Origin of the sequence: Paenibacillus luteus, assembly GCF_006542765.1 — a bacterium.
GTDB lineage: Bacteria > Bacillota > Bacilli > Paenibacillales > Paenibacillaceae > Pristimantibacillus > Pristimantibacillus luteus.
On record NZ_SKCD01000022.1, the window covers coordinates 447,871 to 467,151 of the forward strand.

11 protein-coding genes are annotated in these 19,281 nt (G+C 45.1%); 2 read left to right on the top strand and 9 right to left on the bottom strand.

The features are described 5' to 3' along the window. Nucleotides 1–3: 3 nt before the first annotated feature. Nucleotides 4–849, bottom strand: a complete 846-nt coding sequence (locus E0496_RS18385) for a sugar phosphate isomerase/epimerase family protein (RefSeq protein WP_161601470.1) — start codon at nucleotides 847–849, stop codon at nucleotides 4–6. A 166-nt stretch (nucleotides 850–1,015) separates the two neighbouring features. Further along, nucleotides 1,016–2,767 (bottom strand): DUF4091 domain-containing protein, encoded by a 1,752-nt coding sequence (locus E0496_RS18390; protein ID WP_141503206.1) that lies wholly within the window; start codon nucleotides 2,765–2,767, stop codon nucleotides 1,016–1,018. A 142-nt stretch (nucleotides 2,768–2,909) separates the two neighbouring features. Between E0496_RS18390 and E0496_RS18395 the strand changes: the two genes are divergently transcribed. Both E0496_RS18395 and E0496_RS18400 read left to right on the top strand, forming a co-directional pair. Next, a complete protein-coding gene (locus E0496_RS18395) occupies nucleotides 2,910–3,770 on the top strand; it encodes a helix-turn-helix domain-containing protein (protein WP_141503207.1) in 861 nt (286 codons plus the stop codon). A 27-nt stretch (nucleotides 3,771–3,797) separates the two neighbouring features. Beyond that, a complete protein-coding gene (locus tag E0496_RS18400) occupies nucleotides 3,798–4,694 on the top strand; it encodes a helix-turn-helix transcriptional regulator (protein ID WP_161601471.1) in 897 nt (298 codons plus the stop codon). Nucleotides 4,695–4,873: 179 nt separating this feature from the next. Here the strand turns inward: E0496_RS18400 and E0496_RS18405 are convergent, their stop codons facing one another. The 7 genes from E0496_RS18405 to E0496_RS18435 form a co-directional block, all read right to left on the bottom strand. Next, complete coding sequence (locus E0496_RS18405; RefSeq protein WP_141503209.1) at nucleotides 4,874–6,214, bottom strand: ABC transporter substrate-binding protein; 1,341 nt, start codon at nucleotides 6,212–6,214, stop codon at nucleotides 4,874–4,876. 22 nt (nucleotides 6,215–6,236) lie between these two features. Beyond that, nucleotides 6,237–7,814, bottom strand: coding sequence for a response regulator (locus tag E0496_RS18410; protein ID WP_141503210.1), 1,578 nt, complete (start codon nucleotides 7,812–7,814; stop codon nucleotides 6,237–6,239). Nucleotides 7,815–7,816: 2 nt separating this feature from the next. Further along, complete coding sequence (locus tag E0496_RS18415) at nucleotides 7,817–9,592, bottom strand: cache domain-containing sensor histidine kinase (protein WP_141503211.1); 1,776 nt, start codon at nucleotides 9,590–9,592, stop codon at nucleotides 7,817–7,819. Between the two features lie 87 nt (nucleotides 9,593–9,679). Next, on the bottom strand, nucleotides 9,680–11,320 hold the full coding sequence (locus E0496_RS18420) for an extracellular solute-binding protein (RefSeq protein ID WP_141503212.1): 1,641 nt from the start codon (nucleotides 11,318–11,320) through the stop codon (nucleotides 9,680–9,682). Nucleotides 11,321–11,390: 70 nt separating this feature from the next. After that, nucleotides 11,391–12,293, bottom strand: a complete 903-nt coding sequence (locus E0496_RS18425; RefSeq protein WP_141503364.1) for a carbohydrate ABC transporter permease — start codon at nucleotides 12,291–12,293, stop codon at nucleotides 11,391–11,393. A gap of 18 nt (nucleotides 12,294–12,311) precedes the next feature. Beyond that, nucleotides 12,312–13,304, bottom strand: a complete 993-nt coding sequence (locus E0496_RS18430; protein WP_241674861.1) for an ABC transporter permease subunit — start codon at nucleotides 13,302–13,304, stop codon at nucleotides 12,312–12,314. A gap of 202 nt (nucleotides 13,305–13,506) precedes the next feature. Continuing rightward, a complete protein-coding gene (locus E0496_RS18435; protein WP_141503213.1) occupies nucleotides 13,507–19,260 on the bottom strand; it encodes a DNRLRE domain-containing protein in 5,754 nt (1,917 codons plus the stop codon). Between the last annotated feature and the right edge of the window lie 21 nt (nucleotides 19,261–19,281).

The window sequence follows — 19,281 nt, forward strand, 5'->3', positions numbered from 1 at the left end:
TCCTCATTTCATTCGGTTATGAAAAATCTCACGCATAAATGCAACATAGGCAGGGAAAATGACTGAAGGTTCCATACCAGGAACCTGCAGCTCCGTCCGCCATGTGGTTTCCCATTCGAGCGAGTAATAGCCGTTGTAGCCTGCCTGCTCAAGCTGATCTACTATTGAAGCAATCGGCACCTCGCCATCAGCAACCTTTGTGTACCTCCAGCTAAGCTCCACCGGATCATCAAACGGAATGCCATCCTTTATGTGTACATGAACACACTGCGATCCGAGTAAAGCAATTGTCTCTGAAGGCAGCTCAGCTTCCTCTAATGGATGGATAATATCATAAATAACCGCACAATTCGGCCTATCCACATCATCTAGCAGCTTGCGCAGCAAACGTCCCGTGGCAAATTCATTATGGGTTTCAATCCAGACCTCAACACCATAATCAGCTGCGTAGTCACATGCCATCTTGATCTGAGCTACAAGCTCAGGATATGGAATCACCGGAACGAGATTATCACTGCGGTTATTGAAATAACCAAGAAATATTCGCACTCCACCAGCCTTCAAATCATGAGCAAGCTGAATGATCTTTTGAAAGTTATTAAATTGCTCCTTATCCCCAGCTTTACCTGTAAAACAGACACCCGAACCGATATTGGTTATACAAATATCAGCCTGCTCAAATTTTTGCAGAGTCACAATTCGCTCATTAAGAGTCATCTCGGTAGAAATCCCCCACATCTCTCCTTCCCTGAGTTCCATTCCGCTAAAGCCACATGTCTGTGCCAAAGCAATCATTTCGTCCAAAGACCAGCCCTCACAAGGCAATGTGCTGAATGCCAAACGCTTCATACTGCTTACCTCCTTGTTTCTCCCATCACTTGCTACCTTTTTATTGTGGCATGTCTCTTTAGCTAATGCTTTCCCTTTTCCACGTTTCTTTTGCACAAATCCGCGAAAAGGGGGCACCAAGGTCATCATAGATGACGTCAGGACCCCCCTTCTCATTAATCAACTATTATTCGCCAGCCATTTCTTCAAGAATTTCTCCAATAATAAGATCGTATTCCTGGTTATCCAACGAGAACAGCTCTTCTCTTTTCCTCCTTGCATTCGGATGTACTTCCTTAAAATCACTCCATAAGAATACCTTCTGCATTTTTTGCATCAGCTTTTCTCTATCTCCACCTTGATCGATATAACCTTTGATAATCTCAAAATCGCGAATTCCCTTTTGCAGCAGCTTATAACGGAGCGTCAGCATCGGCTTGCCCTCGCGACCTGGGTAAACAAAATTTGTATCCCCAGCAGGAAAAAACGGGCCATGATAAGTGATTCGATTCAAGGGATCATTCGGCCATACCGTATAATTCCAACGCAAGAAGCCATCTACATTCCAATACCAAGCCAGCCAAGGAATCAGTCTACTCTCTAATAAATGAGAAGTTATGAACGTATTGGGATATTGAGGCATACAGGCGACATAGTAAAGCAGTCTACCTTTTATCCCTTGCTTTAGCTTCATAATTTGCTCGTAGTCATGGGCCATACAATCAATTACAGGTACATAATCCACCATTCCTTCTATGCCCTGCTCGATAAAATCAGCATGCCCAACAGCCGCCTTATATTGGAAGGATGGCGCCATGGCTTTAAGTGCATTTAGCCGCTCGGTGAAAACTGCGATATCCGCCGGTTCATCTGCGAGCACTCTTACAATATTTATCCAGCCTTTTTCAATAAAGTTGTTCTCAAGCGCGGCAACGTAAAGCTCAAACTGCTGCTTCTCCTTCATATATTTGTAAGTACGACTGCTCTCTTCGTAATATCGGATTCGCACGTCATCTCCATGGTCTTTCATAACGCCACCATAGCCGGCATCCTCAAGCACCCAAATATTCAATAAACCGAATACTTCAATTTCTTGTTTAATCCCATATTTCATGCACAAATCAACATATCGGTTTAATGCACTGAAATCGAAAATCCACTCGTGATTCTTCAACTGGGTCACTTTTACAATATTGTATTCAAACATATTCGCAGGATCTATCCGATCGTAGCAGGAGGATTGTCCAGACCAAGGGATTTCAGAGACAATGACGGTAATTGCCTTCTGCCCAAGATCAGCTAAGGAGGAAATATAGCTTTCCATAATAGCAAAATGCGGATCACTCCAAAGCTCCACATCGTATTTGCGAGCGATATTGGAATTATGCTGCCACAAATCCAGATAAAACTCATAATCTGCTGGCTTGCGCAACTCGACATCCATCACCTTCACCTCAAAGGTTAATGTGCGTATCAGCCTCTCATCCTCAAACATGCTATGTTGATATACACTGATTTGCGGGGTATAAACACCAGGCGCGACATCCTGATCGAACTCAACCTCAACCCATACCGGCTGCACTCTTCTTTTCTCAACATAAATAGAGGATTGCTGCATAATCATATCTGCTTTCAATTGCCGATCGTCATCCTCTACAAGTCCAATCAGATTGGCTTTCACTCGCCCCCGCTCTAAACCAGGAACCTCAACATCTACTCGTACAATCTCAATTGGCCCCCGCTCATAGAAGCAAGCGTCCTCATTCACATTAACCAGCATTTCTTGCTCTGAATAAACAAGAAGCTGTACAGCTGCCCGATCATTCCTGCCACACATCAGAGAAATCGTTTTATTCTCTTCAAAAGGCAATTTGAAATTATTCAAGATCCCAAATACATATTTATAGCTTTCATACTCTAAGCCCAAAAAAATATTCATTTCGATGTCCTCCTCCGTTATTCTCACTAGTAAGTGTACCTTTGGAAGGGGATGGAACCATATAGTATTTTTCCGTAACAATATGGATTTTTCACGTATTCATGTTAAAATAGGATCAAGCAATTAGAAAAGTGGTGCGGGCATGAGGTTTACAAATTTATATCGAGTACCGGATGATGATGATCAAGGCTGCAGCGATGTAAACCATCATTTGATTATAAATTCAGTGGGTTATTATGCCTTTGAATCGTTTACTCGCATGACCCACAGAAAAGCAGGTCGCAAGGACTTTTACCTGTCTTATAATCCTGTCGGGCCAATGAAAATAGTTGTAAAGGGACAAGAGGTCACCCTGCAGCCTGGGAGTTTTTTCTTGTATCGTCCTTTTGAAGAGCAGCACTACGGTCATAGTATTGAAAAAGAGTTTTTAGCTTATTGGGTGCATTTTACTGGCTACGGAGTAGAGGAACTGCTTGATCAAGCGGGGCTTTCTGAACAATACAGTGGTTTTATAGGGCAAGATGACAAGATTGTTGCTCTATTCGGAGAAATGATGGACGAATTGCGTGACAAAAAAGCCGGCTATGAGCTAGCCTCCTCTTCGCAGCTTTCCTACCTGTTTTCAATGATTTCACGACATCTTAACTGCGGAGATACCATCAAATCCACCAGGATCAGGGATGAGATCTATCAATCCATTAAATATATCCATAATCATTATGCGCAAGAGATTTATGTGAAGGATCTTGCCGAAATGTCTCACCTCAGTAGTGACCGCTTTACCACTCTATTCAAGCTCATCACAGCTGAAACTCCACTGCAATACATCCTTAAATTCAGATTACAGAAGGCCTGTGAGCTCATGAGGCAAACCAGCTTAAACATTCAGCAAATTTCAAGCCTCGTGGGCTTTCAAGACCAGCTTTATTTCAGCAGGATTTTCAAGAAATATTATCATCAAACACCTACAGAATATTTAGCGAGGTTTAATCATGAGGACTAATCGACTCACAAAACAACGGAGGACATGATGTCAGATTACCCAATCTATGCCTATAAAGAGATGCTCGATGATCAATTCCCTTTCAAAATAGAGATTAGGACTCCAACCAATATGAATCAAGTTTCACACGCTCATGAGCACCTGCAGCTCTGTTATATGATGTCCGGCAGCTGTCTCCATTGGGCCGCGGGTCAGCAATATATTTTAACAAAGGGAGATCTTTTCTCCATTCCGCCCTTTCAAGAGCATCGCCTTAGCACCCGAGAAGCGATCGATTTCATTATGATTCAGGTTGATTTTATGCCCCATGCGATTAATGAGAGCTTTCGTGATCTGGCAAAAATGCAGACTTTTGTTGATTTTGCCTACATTAGACCACTTATATCCGAGAGCGACCTTATGCCTAAGCTTGCCTTCCCTCCACATATGCAGTCTGTAATTGAAAGCTTGCTAAGCGTTATACTCACCGAATGGAAGGAACAAGAGGAAGGCTATTCGTTGGCCATCAAGGCTGAGCTGTTAAAGCTTCTCGTTATAATTGGCAGACAATACAAGCGTTATTCCCAAACACAAGGCCAGCACGAGACGCAAAGGCTGGCGCTTTATCGGGAAGCCTTCTATACAACCATCACTTATATGGAAACTCATTATCATGAGGATCTTCATTTGGAGGAGTTGGCCACCATGGCTTTGATGGCCCCCTCTTATTTCAGCAATATGCTCAAGCTGGTGAAAGGCAAATCCTATATTGAGCTCCTGTCGGCCATTCGGATCCAAGCCTCTATGGAGCTGCTCAGAGGGACGGACCTCAATGTAACCCAGATCGCTGCCCGAGTCGGTTATAATCATATTAGTCATTTCAATCGTACCTTTAAAAAGCAAACCGGAGTAACGCCCGGGGATTTTCGAAAGCATCATTTCTAGCTGGTTGTCACTTCCGCCAGCTTGCAATGTGCTATCTCTTATTAAAGCGTCGCCTTTTCCCAAAAATTATCATGTGGAAAATCAGCTCGCAGTGTCAGAGCCACTTTATCGATTGCGACATTCTGGATTTCAAGAGTTAATATGGTTATGATTCATTCTCCTTTTATGTTTAATATAGATTATGGAAACTCTACGAGGGTACCGGACTCATTTCGTTCCGCTATCAGTCGATCCCACTCTTTATCCGCCTTTTGCATGGCTTCATATATAGTAGGCTTTCCCGTCAACAAAGACTCCTTGACCAAGCCGTAGAACCAATCGCCAAATGTCGGGGGCATCGTATTCATCCCCCAAAAGTCGTTCAGCTGCCTGCTTGGAAAATGTTTCTCCGCAGCAGTTTCCAATACCAACTCCATAGGCTTTGTATATTGCTGCTCCACCTGGTATTTGGTAGCAGGCAGAGCGCTGCCTCCCAGAAACTCGGCATAATTCTCCGTTTTATAAAAATACTGAATAAAATGAGAGAAAGCCTCCAGCTTGTTCGGGTCCTTAGCCGCTTCAGCCGAAAGAGCTAGCCCAGCCTGACCAGGCAGCGTATTTAGCACTAGCCTACCCTTACGATCCCTTGGAACAAAATATCCAATCTTGAAATAAGTATCTGCGGCTATGATCGGATTAATCATATGAGAACCGCCATATAGGATCGCCGCTTTACGCGACAGCAGAACGGTAATAGTCTGGTTCTCCGAAGTTGCCGACCAGTCCGTATTCACATAACCTTTTTTGAACAGCTCAGCGAAATCATTCATGGCCTGCATAACTCCGGCATCTGTAAAGCTTGCCGTGCCAGCCGTCCGCTTGCTGTTCCAGTTCTGGTCATCGGCATATACATTATCCATAAGCAGCTTGTTCAACAGTTGGTTAAAGTGTCCGAGGTCTTTACCGCCAATGACGAGCGGAGTAAAGCCCAACTGCTTAATTTTCTCGCAGGCCTCCAGAAACTCCTCCCACGTTCTTGGTGGGGAAGTAATGTTTGCCTGCTCGAAAATATCTTTATTATATAAAAAACCGGAAGGGGCTGGTCCAGTCATTGGTAGCGTATAATGCTTGCCCCCTACTTCAGCTGGCGTATCTATGAGAGCCGTCAGCTCCTCCGGCAGTTCGGCAAGCCTTCCCGCATCTACGTACCACTGCGTATCACGCATCTCCATCATATCCGGAAACTCTCCCACAACATCTTTCATTTGCAGATAGTCCGTGTAGGAGCCTGAACCGGAAGAATCCTGTATGATCGTAATTCCTGGGTTCTCAAGCATAAAGCCTTCCACTGCATTCGCAATCGCCGCTTTGCTGGTAGGATCGCCTCCTGCATACACAAAGGAAAGCTGTACCTGGTTGATGCTGGGAAGTTGCTCCTTATTCGGAGGCGTAACGTTATTCTGAAACCCGAAGCTGCATCCGCCTAGCAGCAGCAAACTCGCCACAAGGAAGACCATCACTTTATAACACCCTGTCAGCATTGCTTTTCACCTCATTTGCCATTTAACTCTGCCTGTAGTCATTAGGAAGCTTACCATAATGCTTCCTGAACATATCGCTAAAGTGCCGGGTGTTATTATAGCCTACCGCCTCTGCTACCTCATAGACCATCAAATCCGTTTGCATCAGCAGCCGATGTCCTTCCTTCATTCTTAATTCAGTTAAATATTGCTTGAAGTTTTTGCCCGTCTGTTTCTTGAAAAATGTACTGAAGTAGGAAGGATTCATATACACCAGTGCAGCCATCGATTCCAGCTTAATTTCTTCTTTGTAATGCTCTGCAATATATTTCTTGACTCCATCAAGCTGTGTAACTTCCTTATGATCTCCCTTAGGACCAACAAGCAGCATTAGAGATACGATCTCTTCATGAACAAATTCCCCTAGTTCTTCGCATGTATGAAAGCTCCATAAACGCTGTGTCAGCTCTTGCTCATCTCTCAGCTCTGTCTCACAGCCTAGCTCAGAAACCTGATGCGCAAGTACATGAAGCAGTGCATACGCGCAATGGACCACCATTTCCCTGTTCCCCCATGCTTCTCCACTTACTGCTTTAACCCATTCCTCGCATAGCCTCGCAGCTTGGGAAGGCGTCGAATTGGCAATGGCCTGCACCATATCCTTCTCAATGGCATCCCGTGGACGCCCACTGTTCACTGGCGGCTGTGGTATTTGCTCGTAGCTAATGTAGGAACGCGAGCCGAGAAAGAACCGAAAGCCAATTGCCGTCTCTGCCTCCGTATAGCTATCATACAAGTGCTCAAGACGAGAGCCGGTGCTCAATCCGAGCGTAACGCTTATTTTCAAATAAGCAGAAAGCCGATCATGAATACGTGAAATAGCGCTAACGGGATCACTCCCCTCATTCAAGGAGAATATGGCGCATATCTGTTTCTGTCTAACGAGCACCCAGCCTAAACCGCTTTCATTGATCGTATCCTTAATTACATTCTGTATCGCAAATTGGAGCAGCTTCCAGCCACTTTCTTCCCAATTGCCCTGATTGTTCAATATATCCTCTTGCTCGATCAACAGCACTGAATACAACACATCAGCCTGTTCGCCAATGTACTCTTTCAGAGCCCTCGTCGTCATTTCAACCCGCTCGCCTTCAATCAGCCGCTCAAGCAGCTCTTTCTCCTGTGTTTTACTTTGCTGCTGCTCCAATTCGGCAAGTCGACTAAGCCTGTGTTCCGAATGAGACACCTCTTTAATCATCGCAAGCGCCTTCATAATCGCGTTCTCCAGCTTCGTTTGATCAACCGGCTTTACCAAATAATCGACAGCTCCAAAAGCAAGCGCTTCTTGTGCGTATGTAAATTCACGGAAAGCGCTCAGAAAAATAACATAAGTGCTAATCCCCTCTTTTTTTATAAGCTTTAGTACATCAATTCCTGTCATCCCTGGCATTACAATATCCGATACAACAAGGTCAGGACGAAGGGTTTGGATTGACTGCAGCAATTCCGTTCCGCTGTACACCTCTCCGATAATTTCCATACCAAAGGCTTGCCAATCAATCAACTTATGCAGTCCGCGTAAAATAATCCGTTCATCATCTGCCAGCAGCACCTTAAGCATGGCTAATTTCCTCCTTCCGATAGGGGAATCGTAAACTGTACAGACGTTCCAATATTAAGTCGACTCTCAATGACCAGCCCGCTCTCCTCACCGAACAGCGACTTTAGCCTATCATGTACATTTTTCAAGCCTACATGCTTGCGCAGATGCGGTGCCGTATCTTCCTTCAAGCTGCTCAGAACTTCAAACAGCTTGTCCTCGTTCATCCCAATCCCATCATCTATGATGCGAATAGAGAGATGGCGCCCATCTAGAAGCTGAAACTCAACGCAGATTCTACCCTTGCCGGACAACGGCCAAATCCCATGCTGTACAGCATTCTCCACTAACGGTTGGATTGACATTTTGAGTATTTGCCAATAAGACTCAATTTGATCAAGACCTTCAACCTCAAGCTGGATCATATCATCGGTGCGGATGCGAATCAACTTGAAATAATGATGAACATGCTCAAGCTCCTCCCCGATGGACACCAAATTCTCACCATAATCCAGCACGTACTCCATCTGTTGAGACAACGAATGAATCATATCGGCAACCGGACGATCATCATTCGTAATGGCGCTCATGCGAATAACTTCCAGCGTGTTATAGAGATAATGTGGCCTTATCTGGCTCTTAAGTGCGTTAAGTTCTGCCTGCTTCTGCTTGATTTCCGCCAAATAGGCAACATTAATAAATTGGCTTAGCCGATCAGCCATTCGATTAAAGCTGCGAGCAAGCTGACCAACCTCATCAATGGATTGCACCGGGACCTGCAAATCCAGATTTCCTGATTCTGCCTTAGCCATTTGTCGTATGACCTCACGAATCGGCCGCGACAATCGTTTCGAGAATATAACGGCAAGCATAATCAGAAAAAGAATGCAGCCTGCAACAATAAAGCCTGTCCATTGCTGAATCACAATCAGACTGGAATACAGCTCATGCTTCTGGAAAGCTCCCATTAGCATGAAATCCGTTCCGCCTATCTCCTGCTCCAGAACGAGAACATCAGAGTCATTCGAATAAGCAATCTTTTCGTTAACCTGCTTGCCGTTATGTTCGTGATTGCTGGAATAAATAATGAAGCCCTCAGCATCGACGATATTAACCGTTTCTCCATCATTAAGCTGTATTTCCGAGAAAAGGTTCTCAAACGCTTTCAGATCAACGTCAAAAAACAGTGTCCCCATCGCGACCGGATTTTGGTTAAAGGAAGTTGCTTTGTTCATAAATTGTCTGCCAAATGTAAAAACGCTGCTATTAGAGCCGGCGTAATACGTTTCAGGATGTGTCGGAATAAAATGTATATGCTTCGGACTTTCATCAAAAGCCCTACTCCATTTGCGCCACAAAAATTGATTCGATTCGAACCGAAGCGTATTTCGGCTCTGAGTGTACAGTTCATTCGTATAACGATTCACAAAAAAAGCATTTTGGATATATGGATTGGTACTCATTAACGTTTTGAGATAGTCATTGACAGCTACGCTATGATCGTAGCCCTGATAATCGGAATCCATCGTGAGCGATTGATAAAGCTGCTCGTACAAATCGTTATTCGTATACATAAGCTTGGAAATATTATTGAATTCCGTAAACTTCTTCTCTGCATTGTCGGATAGATTAATAATCATCTGGTTCAAATTATTCATGGTATACTGCTGAGCTTGGGATGTAATCATATTCATGGCCAAATAGCCCATAACCGCTATCGGTACAAGCCCGACTAGAATGAAGGAAAAGGTGAATTTCACAAACAAGCTGCGACGAAAAATAGTAATAAGGCCCTTCATTACAGCCTCCTCCTTCTGTTTATGCGAGAAAACCCCCAAAGAGCAGCGCCCCGCAAGGGAAGCGCTGCTTCTGAGAGTATACAGATATTAAGCTCCTACTTTTTCTTTAAAAACTTGCAATTGGGCGTTCATTTCGTCAATGATCGCATCAAGGCCAGCAGCTTTCAGCTTTTTGTTCATATCAGCCAAAGCATCTTCAATCGATTTGCCGCCAGTAATACCGGAACGAGTCGCGCTAGTTGCCGCAAGAACGTCATTTACTGCAAGCAATTGGTTTTGGATTTTCTCAGGATTGAAGATAAAACCGTTAAGCGGATTATCTATAGCAAGAGCATCCAGATTATTTTGCATGGTTGTCAAATCAGCTGCCAGATCCTTGTAACGAATTTGTTCGGTACGCGCCATATCATTGTTTGTGAAGCCCGTGCTCATTTTGCGATACATTTTCTTCTCTGCAGGAATTGTACCGAAGTCAACTGTAGCATCAGTAGGGAAGGAAACATAGCTTACGCCTTCCTTGCCATATTGAAACTTATCGAAGAACTCTTTGTCTGTGTGTACAGCTTCGATAAACTTGATAATAGCTGCTGCTTTCTCGTCGCTTGTGTTAACACCGATTGCTACGCCAGTCGTATTGCCCATGTTCGCAGTAAGTAGTTTACCAGTACTTGTTACGTAAGGGAGGAAGCCAAATTTAATTCCTTTCGGATTCGCCGCATCCGCATCCGCTTCTCCACCATTCAGCTTGTTCATGGCAGGAGGGATAATATTAACTTTGGCTGCCGAGAAGTGATTCAAGAAATGTGCAGGCAGCAAGCCATCTTGCATCATAATACCAGGGTCAGCTTTAGAGTTCAAAATATCTGGGTCGGAAATACCGTCATCATACCATTGTTTTGCTTGTTTCAGTGCTTCCAAATATTCAGGCTGCTCGAACAAGAACACGGAGTTGAATGGATCACTTTGTTTGGACGCAATCGCGCTGATACCTGCAGTAGCGTCACCCGTTACATCCATATACATACCAAGCGCTCTCCCAGCGATACCGCTGCTGTCCGGTGTGCCTTGAATGATTGGCTTCTTAAGCTCTTCCTTTGCTTTGTAAAGGTAAGCGTTCAGTGATTCCAGATCCGTAACAGGTTTCACACCCCACTGCTCAGCCAGATCAACACGGTATAGGAATCCATTTGTAGTAACGTTCGTTTTGCCGCTAAATTGCGGAATGTAGTTAAGCTTGCCAGCAATCTCAAGCTTTTTCAAGCCATCAGCTCCACCAAATTTCTCGGCCAGCTTCGGTGCTTGATCGATCACTTTGTTCAAATCATAGAAAGCGTTGGATGCTGCCAGTGTTGCGTAGTTTGACCAAGGACCAATCGTAATCAGGTCGATGTCGCCAGCTGCAATACGAGTTTGCAGCGTCGTCATTTCTTGACCCCAAGGCACATATTCAACCCGCAGCTTGATGCCCCATTGTGCAGTCAGCTCATCAAGAATAGGGTAGTATTCTGTGTCCAGATCAATAACCGGTTTGTCTCCCATGTTAACGACCTTAACGATGCCTAGATCCTTAACCGGCGCATCTGTTGGCTCTGCTGAAGCTTCAGTGCCACCTGCGTTAGCAGGCGCGTTAGTAGACTTATTGTTGCCATTGCTGCTGCATGCCGCGAATACGGTTACAAACAAGGCAGCCATCAAGCACATGATCGTGATGCGTTTCAAAGATTGCATGTACGTTCCCCCTAAAAATAATTGTGTTTATTTATGTCAATTTGCACAAGGGTACAAATAACATACTACATTAGCCTTTCACTCCGCCAATCGTTAGGCCTGTTACAAAGTATTTCTGTGCAAAAGGATAGAACAACAGCACCGGTCCTGTCGTAATAACAGCCATCGCCAGCTTCATCGTTTCGCTTGGAAGCGCCTCTTCACGAATAACGCTTGTATCAACAACAACAGAAGCGCTGGACAAAATACGGAACAACAGGAATTGAAGTGGATGCTTGTCCTCCTCTGTAATGAGCAAGGAAGCGGTAAACCAGTCATTCCAGTAATGAAGTGCTGTAAACAACGCAATTGTAGCAATCGCCGGTTTCGCGAGCGGCATCATAATCTGACTAAAGATTCGAAAGTCGCTTGCTCCGTCAATTCTTGCTGATTCAACTAAATCATGTGGAATGGCGCGCATAAAGTTTTTGAACAGGAAGATAAAAAAGGCATTCATTACGCTTGGCAGAATCAGTGCCCAAATGCTGTTTTTCAAATGAAGCACTTGCGTATTGATAATGTACCAAGGGATCAGTCCTCCGCTGAACAGTGTGGTGAAATATAGGAAGAATGAATATCCATAACGATACTGAAAGTCAGGTCTCGACAAAACAAAACCGGTCATGGCAATCGTAACGACACCGATAACTGTACCGACCACTGTAACCAGTACGGTAATCGTATAGGCATTAATGATAGTTTTGGCATTCTCGAATATGGTCTGATACGCGTAAGTCGTAAAGCCTTTCGGCCATAGCGAATAGCCTTCTGCTGATATAATTGCGTTATTGCTCAGTGAGCCTGAAATGACGAGGATGAACGGAAGCAGGCACGCCAGAGCAAGCAGGCCGATCACGACGAAACCAATCGTATAAAATAAAATCGCGGTTTTTTCGGTTTTGATTTTTGTTTTTGAAGCTACGGCTTGAGACATCATCATTTCCTCCTACCTTTAGAACAATGCGTTGTCAGGTTCAATTTTTTTAACAACCCAGTTGACGAGAACGACCAGGACAAGACCGAAGAGCGACTGGTAGAAGCCTGCTGCGCTTCCAAGTCCGATATTTGGGCTAATCGCGACTGCTCGATACACGAACAAATCGATAATATTCGTCGTTGGCAAGAGCAGACTGTTGTCGCGTACGAGATTATAGAACAAGTCGAACTGTCCCTTGAGAATGCCTCCTAGCGAGAACAGCGTCAGAATAATAATGGTTGGGCGGAGCAATGGCAGCGTAATGTGCATAATTCTCTGCATCAACGTAGCTCCATCGATATAGGCTGCCTCGTAGACGCTTTCATCAAATCCCGAAAGAGCTGCGAAGTAGACGACTGTACCGTAGCCAAGTCCTTTCCAAATCGCGAACAAGACGATAATATATGGCCAATATTGAGGCTCCTGATAGAAGTTGACCGTATCCACACCAATGCTTGTCAGGAAGGTATTGATGAAACCATGCGTACTAAGCAAGTTGTAGGCTATGACGCCAACGACTGCGAATGAAATAAAGTAAGGCAGAAACATCGCGGTTTGAACCGATTTCCTAAACTTCTTGCTAGGCAATTCCTTCAATGTGATCGCTACCACTACCTGTAAGGCCGTACCGAGCAGTAGGATAGCTAGGTTATACAGGAGCGTGTTGCGCGTCAACATCCAAATCGGCGAGCTCCAGAAACCGCCTTCCGTACCTACCCCAAACAAATACTCGAAATTTTGAAATCCGATAAACTTGCTTCCGAAGATGCCTGCGCCATAATCATAGCGCGTAAAGGCGATGTATACGCCAATCATCGGAAGATATGCGAATAGAATGAAAAAAATAAAAGACGGGATCAGCATAATCCAATAGGTCCGTTGATGAACTAGTGAATGAATAATACCTTTCTTTTTTTGTGTTTTCTTCTGCAGCGTTACTTGATGTGTTATGGTTTCCAGTTGTGCCACCTTCCCTTGCTCCTTTGTCCTTATGTTTCTATAGACCTATGGTATCATAGGGCTTATTTGGGTTGAATGCCATTTCTCTAGGTGCTATTGCTGTTTTTTTGGATGTTTATGATGCCCCTGGACACCTCTGCTTGAACGCAAAAAGGGAGCTGTCAGGCAGCAGCTATAATTGCCCGCCTGACAACTCCTCAACTGATTTATGCTACTCTACTGCCAACCAATCGGCAATAATCAACCGTGCGACTGCTGCAAGGGTCACGATGTTAATTTCATTTTCTCCAGTAAGATCCGCTTTCTCAATATCAGCCCAGCCTGCATCCCCTTGCTTCACGCCAAAGTATTTGGAAATAATGGAGAGATCGCGTATCGAAATACTTGTTGCCCCGTTCACAAGCGACACAATTGTAGTGTTAAAGGTTTGTAGCGCATGGTTGAGATCAGTAACAGCCTGATTAACCTGAGCCTGAGTCGCACTGCCGCTACTCAGCACATTCTTCGCTGCTGTAATGACACTGTTAAATGCCCCTCTGGCAGCCTGTGGATATTGGCCTACCTTGTTACCTTCAACCGTCTTGCTATAACGATTCTCTGCTGATGTAATAGCGTTTTGCAACGCTGCTTTATTCACAGGTTCAATTGGCGGGTACGGAGTGACCGCATTCTGGAACGTTTGAACAGCTGACTGCAATACGCTTATGGCTGCAGTAATAGCATCTTGATTTGCTGCTGCATTCTCATTGACTGCTTGTGCAGCTTCAATCGCCGCTTGCAGCGCATTTTTCGCACTTTGCGGATATTGGCCAGGCTGCGAGCCTGCCACTACTTGTGCATGCAACTGGGCTGCGGTTGCAATGAGAGCACCCAAAGCTGTTTTATCTACGCCAACTGCGATACCATGGACCGCTTGCTCGATATGGAAAGCTGCCTCATTATCCGTACCCGCAGATGTAAATTCAGTTATCGATACAGTCGCCGCGCCCGGTTCTGCATTCGCCAGTATTCGGCCTTTCAGCTTGAGTAGCTCACCATCTGACCATTCTTCATTATTTGTAAGCAAGAGAAGAATTTCTCCTGTTTCCGACTTCATGGCGCTGCCAATCAATGACAGCTTAGTACTATTTAGCGCATAGGCCTGTTCATCGAGCATAACAATATCATCCTCCGTATTCTCAGGCGTGCTATTGTCATCGACAACTGAAGCAAATTCAATCTTGGCTGGGTCATACTTCACAACGGCTTTAATCGTCTTGTAATCAGCAGGAAGCTCCACCGCCTCCAAGCTAACTGACCATTCGATCGAATGTCCCGCAAGGGCCGAAGTAGGACCGTTTAGTGCCACTGTGTTTTTCACTTGCAGGCCTTCCATGGCTGCTTGCAGCGAAGCTTGCGCAGCTTCCAATTGCTGCTGCGTCAAGCTGTTTGCTAGTGCAGACTCTGCCGCTGCAATCGCTGTTTGCAACGCAGCAACAGACGCTGCCGTGTATGACTCGCTGCTCAACGCCTTTGCTGTTTCTACTAAAGATGTTAAAGACTCTTTATCCAGAACAGCTAGCGTTTCAGTCGTTACAATTAAAGCGATGCGATAATTCGGGTTATCATATCTGCTCGCTCCATATTGATTGGCATTCTGAGCAGCAGAACGGTTCATATGGAAGGAAAAGATTCCGTCACTCTCCTTCGCGTCGCTGGCCGCTTTGGTCATATCCACGTAATAGAAGCCTAATCCATTGGAATTAAATCTTGCAAATTCAGCGCCGGTTTCCGGTTTGTTATTGTATGTTGTCGTATCTCCCCAATGATCAGCAATGCTGGAGAATAGGATGACCGAGTTCGGGCCGTATGTTTTATACAGCCTTAAGGTTGCACCTACAATTCTGCTGTTGGCGTCGAGGTGGGACAAATCGAACTTCACCATTCCTTCACGACCGCCTCCGACAACAAGCTCGGTCTCCTTGAAGGTCATATTGCCGTTGCTTCCGCCTGCGCGGACATAAAAGTCATTTACTGGCGATAGGCTATAGCCCTTTCTTGCAGGCTCTGCTCCAGCTTTAACCTCAGCAAGAGCGTTCAACAGTGAAGTTGTAAAGCTTGCAGCAACTTCGCTAGTGAGCACAACACCTCCACTGCTGTAATTTGGTGCCTTAGTCATTTCCAGCGCTTCTGTATACAGCTCGATCAGATGATCCAGCTTCTTACCCGCATATTTCTCTTTCTGATCCACATACGGTTTTACTACTTCCAGAGCCTTAATCATCTCTGGGCGAATAGAGAAATCAACGCCATCCCCGAATACACCTTTGTATGGATAGGCTGTGTATACAAGCTGCGGATCAAGCTGCAAGCCGGAGTATATAGCCCAGCTTAATGCTGCAGTATCAGAAATCGTATAACCTTCCACACCGTTTGTAATCGCCGGCTGATACTTAAGCGTACTGCTTAGATCAGATGCAGACAGAGCGTCATATTTAATTTTATGGTTCTCATCCGCATTCGACAATTCAATGGAACGCACATTGGCAGGGTATGCCCATACCAGCTTTAAATTATGTTTTCCAGAAACAGGCTGATTCAAGGTTACCCAGTCACTATTCGTGTACGTAGTCCAATTAGTCGAACTTATTGCTCCTGTTCCACCAATTTTTGCACCTGCATTCGTCGCCGTTCCATCCAGATAGAAAGAAAGCATATCCGAGTTAGCCGTGACATTGGTTGTACCATTCGTGCTGTAGTTCACTCTGATTTTCGTATAGGACGGAAGTGTATTTATGACTAGGCTGATGGCTTCCTCCAACTGACCAATGCTTGCTGCTGTTGGTGCGCTCTTCGCTAAAGCTTGCGCTGTAACCAGCTGATCATATACTTCTTTGTGTTCCAAATATAAATCAACAAGTCTTTCTTCGGTACCTGATTGCTTGATCATATTGTCAATATAGCTGCTGCTGTCAAGCACTTCAACCTTAAGCGATTTGACCGTATAATTACCGCTGTCATCCTTAGCCGTAATGACCAGCGTATAGAGGCCTGGTGTCACTCCTGATGGATTAATGGTCGCTACCCCGCCATTTTTACCATCAAAGTTGGTTTCTACAAAATCGATGCCGTCTTGCAAGAGATCAACATTGACCGAATCTCCGTCCTGAACTGTAACATGGACATTTACAGCTTCTCCATTAGCCATAAGGGTCACGGCATTAAGCGTCAGATTGGCTTCGGAGGTTAAGCTAATGGCCGGAGGCAGATTCCCGGGATCCAGCTCATAGCTATCAAGCAGCACTTCAGCATCCGCCGTTGGCGATTCAATCGCTAAGAAAACACTTCTCAGATTAGTTGGATAATCGAGTACATTGACATATTGCTGAGCAATATTAAAGCTGACCTTCGCCCATTCTCCATGCGTATTCGGAACCGTAATGGTTGCAAACGGCTCTGATACAGAGGTTCTTTGCAAATGAAGCTTCGAGACAGCATCGGATTTAACCATAAAGGTCACATAGCTGTCCTTCGTTCTGTCGGTCTGCAGCGCTCCCTTGCTCAAATACAGCACGGAGCCATCGGAAACCTTGACATACTCGCGTTCGCCTTCAGTACCAAGCGTGAAATCACCTTTCATAGGGATCGCTTGATCTTCAATTTGGATCGCTTTGTTTCCCGTTTCAATTGCTACGAGGCGGTCACGCTCTACGTTTTTGTACGTTTTTAATACAATTGGCGACGTACCTTCGTATTTCAAGGTAATATCTTGAATTCCGGTGATTTTGCCAACATCGTCAGTTGGGATTTCCGCCGTCACTTTCAGGAAAGCGTCCTGTGTGTTTAGCAAGCTGTACGTAGCGATTTTATTTACACCGCTGTACAAGCTGATTTTCCCAGTCGCATCCGTTGTCTTCACGTTGAACTCAGCTTTGTTGTTGCCGCTATCAAAATTCATCCGATTAAATGAAATCGATGCGCTGTTGCTCATCTCAACGCCTTCTTGCGTTACACTTGCCCCACCATCCAATACATCTGCTTTGGCAGCCTCGTTCTCAGCACCTGCGAAATGGTTGGACAGAGCGAACCAGTCGTACGCAATTTGATAGCTAAGCGCATTGGCACTACCGTAGTATTTGAAGGCAATCAAGTGCTTGCCTTGCGACAGCGGCTCGCTTAGCTTACCGGATATGGTTGCGTAATTCGTCCACCAGCCAGTATTCGGTGCCTGTAAAGTAGCCAGCAATTTACCTGCCTTTACATTGTCAAGCGTCACATGAGTACGGTCTATTCCTGCAACGTTATCAAGCAATACGACATCAATCTTGGTGCCGACGCTCGAATTGCTGGCCGTACGCATCGTGATTGTATTGAAGCTTTCTTCCACATCCAGATCGTACCATGTGAAATTATCCGCATAACGAACATCGTACAGTACCGAACGCATGCCATCCACATCCTGGTATGTATTCGTGCTGATACTGGAGCTTCTACCAAGGAAATCATACGCTTGTTGTCTGTCATAAGCAGCTTTCGTTTCGGCGTAGGTTGGCTGCTCAAGCGGTTGTGGAGCGCCCTTCACTACACCGGTAGCAAGATCTGCTGTACCGTACATCAACACATACCCCGTTGATGCTCCCAAACCGCCTGATTTGGTGATCAGCTCATTCAAAAATTTAATTTTATCTTCCGTTCCGTTTAGCTTCGTCTCTCTGTGATGAAGGTAGTAGCCATAAACATATTCACCAGCCGTATTCAGGCCACGGCCATTATCGCTTACTGTAGTAAAATAATTTGTGTCTAAGGCTTCGCCTATCACACCCGTATTCGTATTCGCCCTCGTAAACGGAACCTCGTATCCCAAGTCATATTCGGCTAAATAGTTGGCCCCAGCCAAAATGCGGTCATCAAGAAATTCAAATAAATCTTTACCGCCAGCTTGGTCCGTTACTTCGCCAAATGTCGCCGATGCGGGATCTGAATCAACCTTTGTACCCTGCACCTTCGTCATGAACGCGATCTGGGCCAATAAATCAACGTTAATGGAAGCATGACCGATATCCCTGCCTATTTCAATAAGCTGAACATGGGGCTCGACAGGCTCTCCTGTTTTCTCATCCACGGTCATAAATCTGATTTGCTTAAAAATATCCCCTGACTTGCCTCTGAATTCAGCGGTTTTGTTCGTGGTTGCCCATTCTACCGCTTCCTTGTACCAATCCATATTGTCAGAGAAAATAGCAGCCATCATGAATGCCGACGTGTTAATGCCATGCTGATTCATCCAGCGGCTGTTACTCCGGTAGAAAGAGCCTTCATTAAAAGCCATCAAGAAATTATCGATGAAACGGGTGGTATCCTGATCCGTCCAATTCCAGACACTTTCTTCATCCGAATTCGTATAACGGAGCAGTTCAGCTGCCCGCACCATATTCTGCATCGCATCGCCCATACTGATATGTGAATCATAGAACCCGACCGGGTTGGTAGGGTCGATTTGCGACCATAGACGAATAACCTCCATCGCTTTAGCTCTGTATCTTTCGTCGCCTGTTGCCGTCCACATGACCGCATGGCTAAATGCCGCGGCAGCATCAACTTTGGCTTCCTTCGCTTTGGCATCATTATCAATTTTTGTATAGGCAGGTTGTGTAGGATCAATTTTACTCTTGTTGCGCACATCAAAATCAAGCGAGGCACTAGGCGTTCTCCGGAAATGTTCAAAAGCGCTCGACCACGGTTCTGCGCCGATCGCAATCTTCTCTTGCATCAGCTCAAGCGAATCAGCGTTCAAGCCTGCAGATGGATGAACGATTCCACTTGAACTCGTCGTTCTGATAATATCTGGTTGTGTCTTGATAACTAATGCTGTCGCTTGTAACTGATCTTCTGCTGCCGCAGCCGGCAGCGTCAATGATGTGATGAGCATGACTGTTGCCGTTGCAACCGCTACAAATCTAGTAAACTTAACTTTTGTTAACAACATGCTTGAACCTCCCTATTAGTC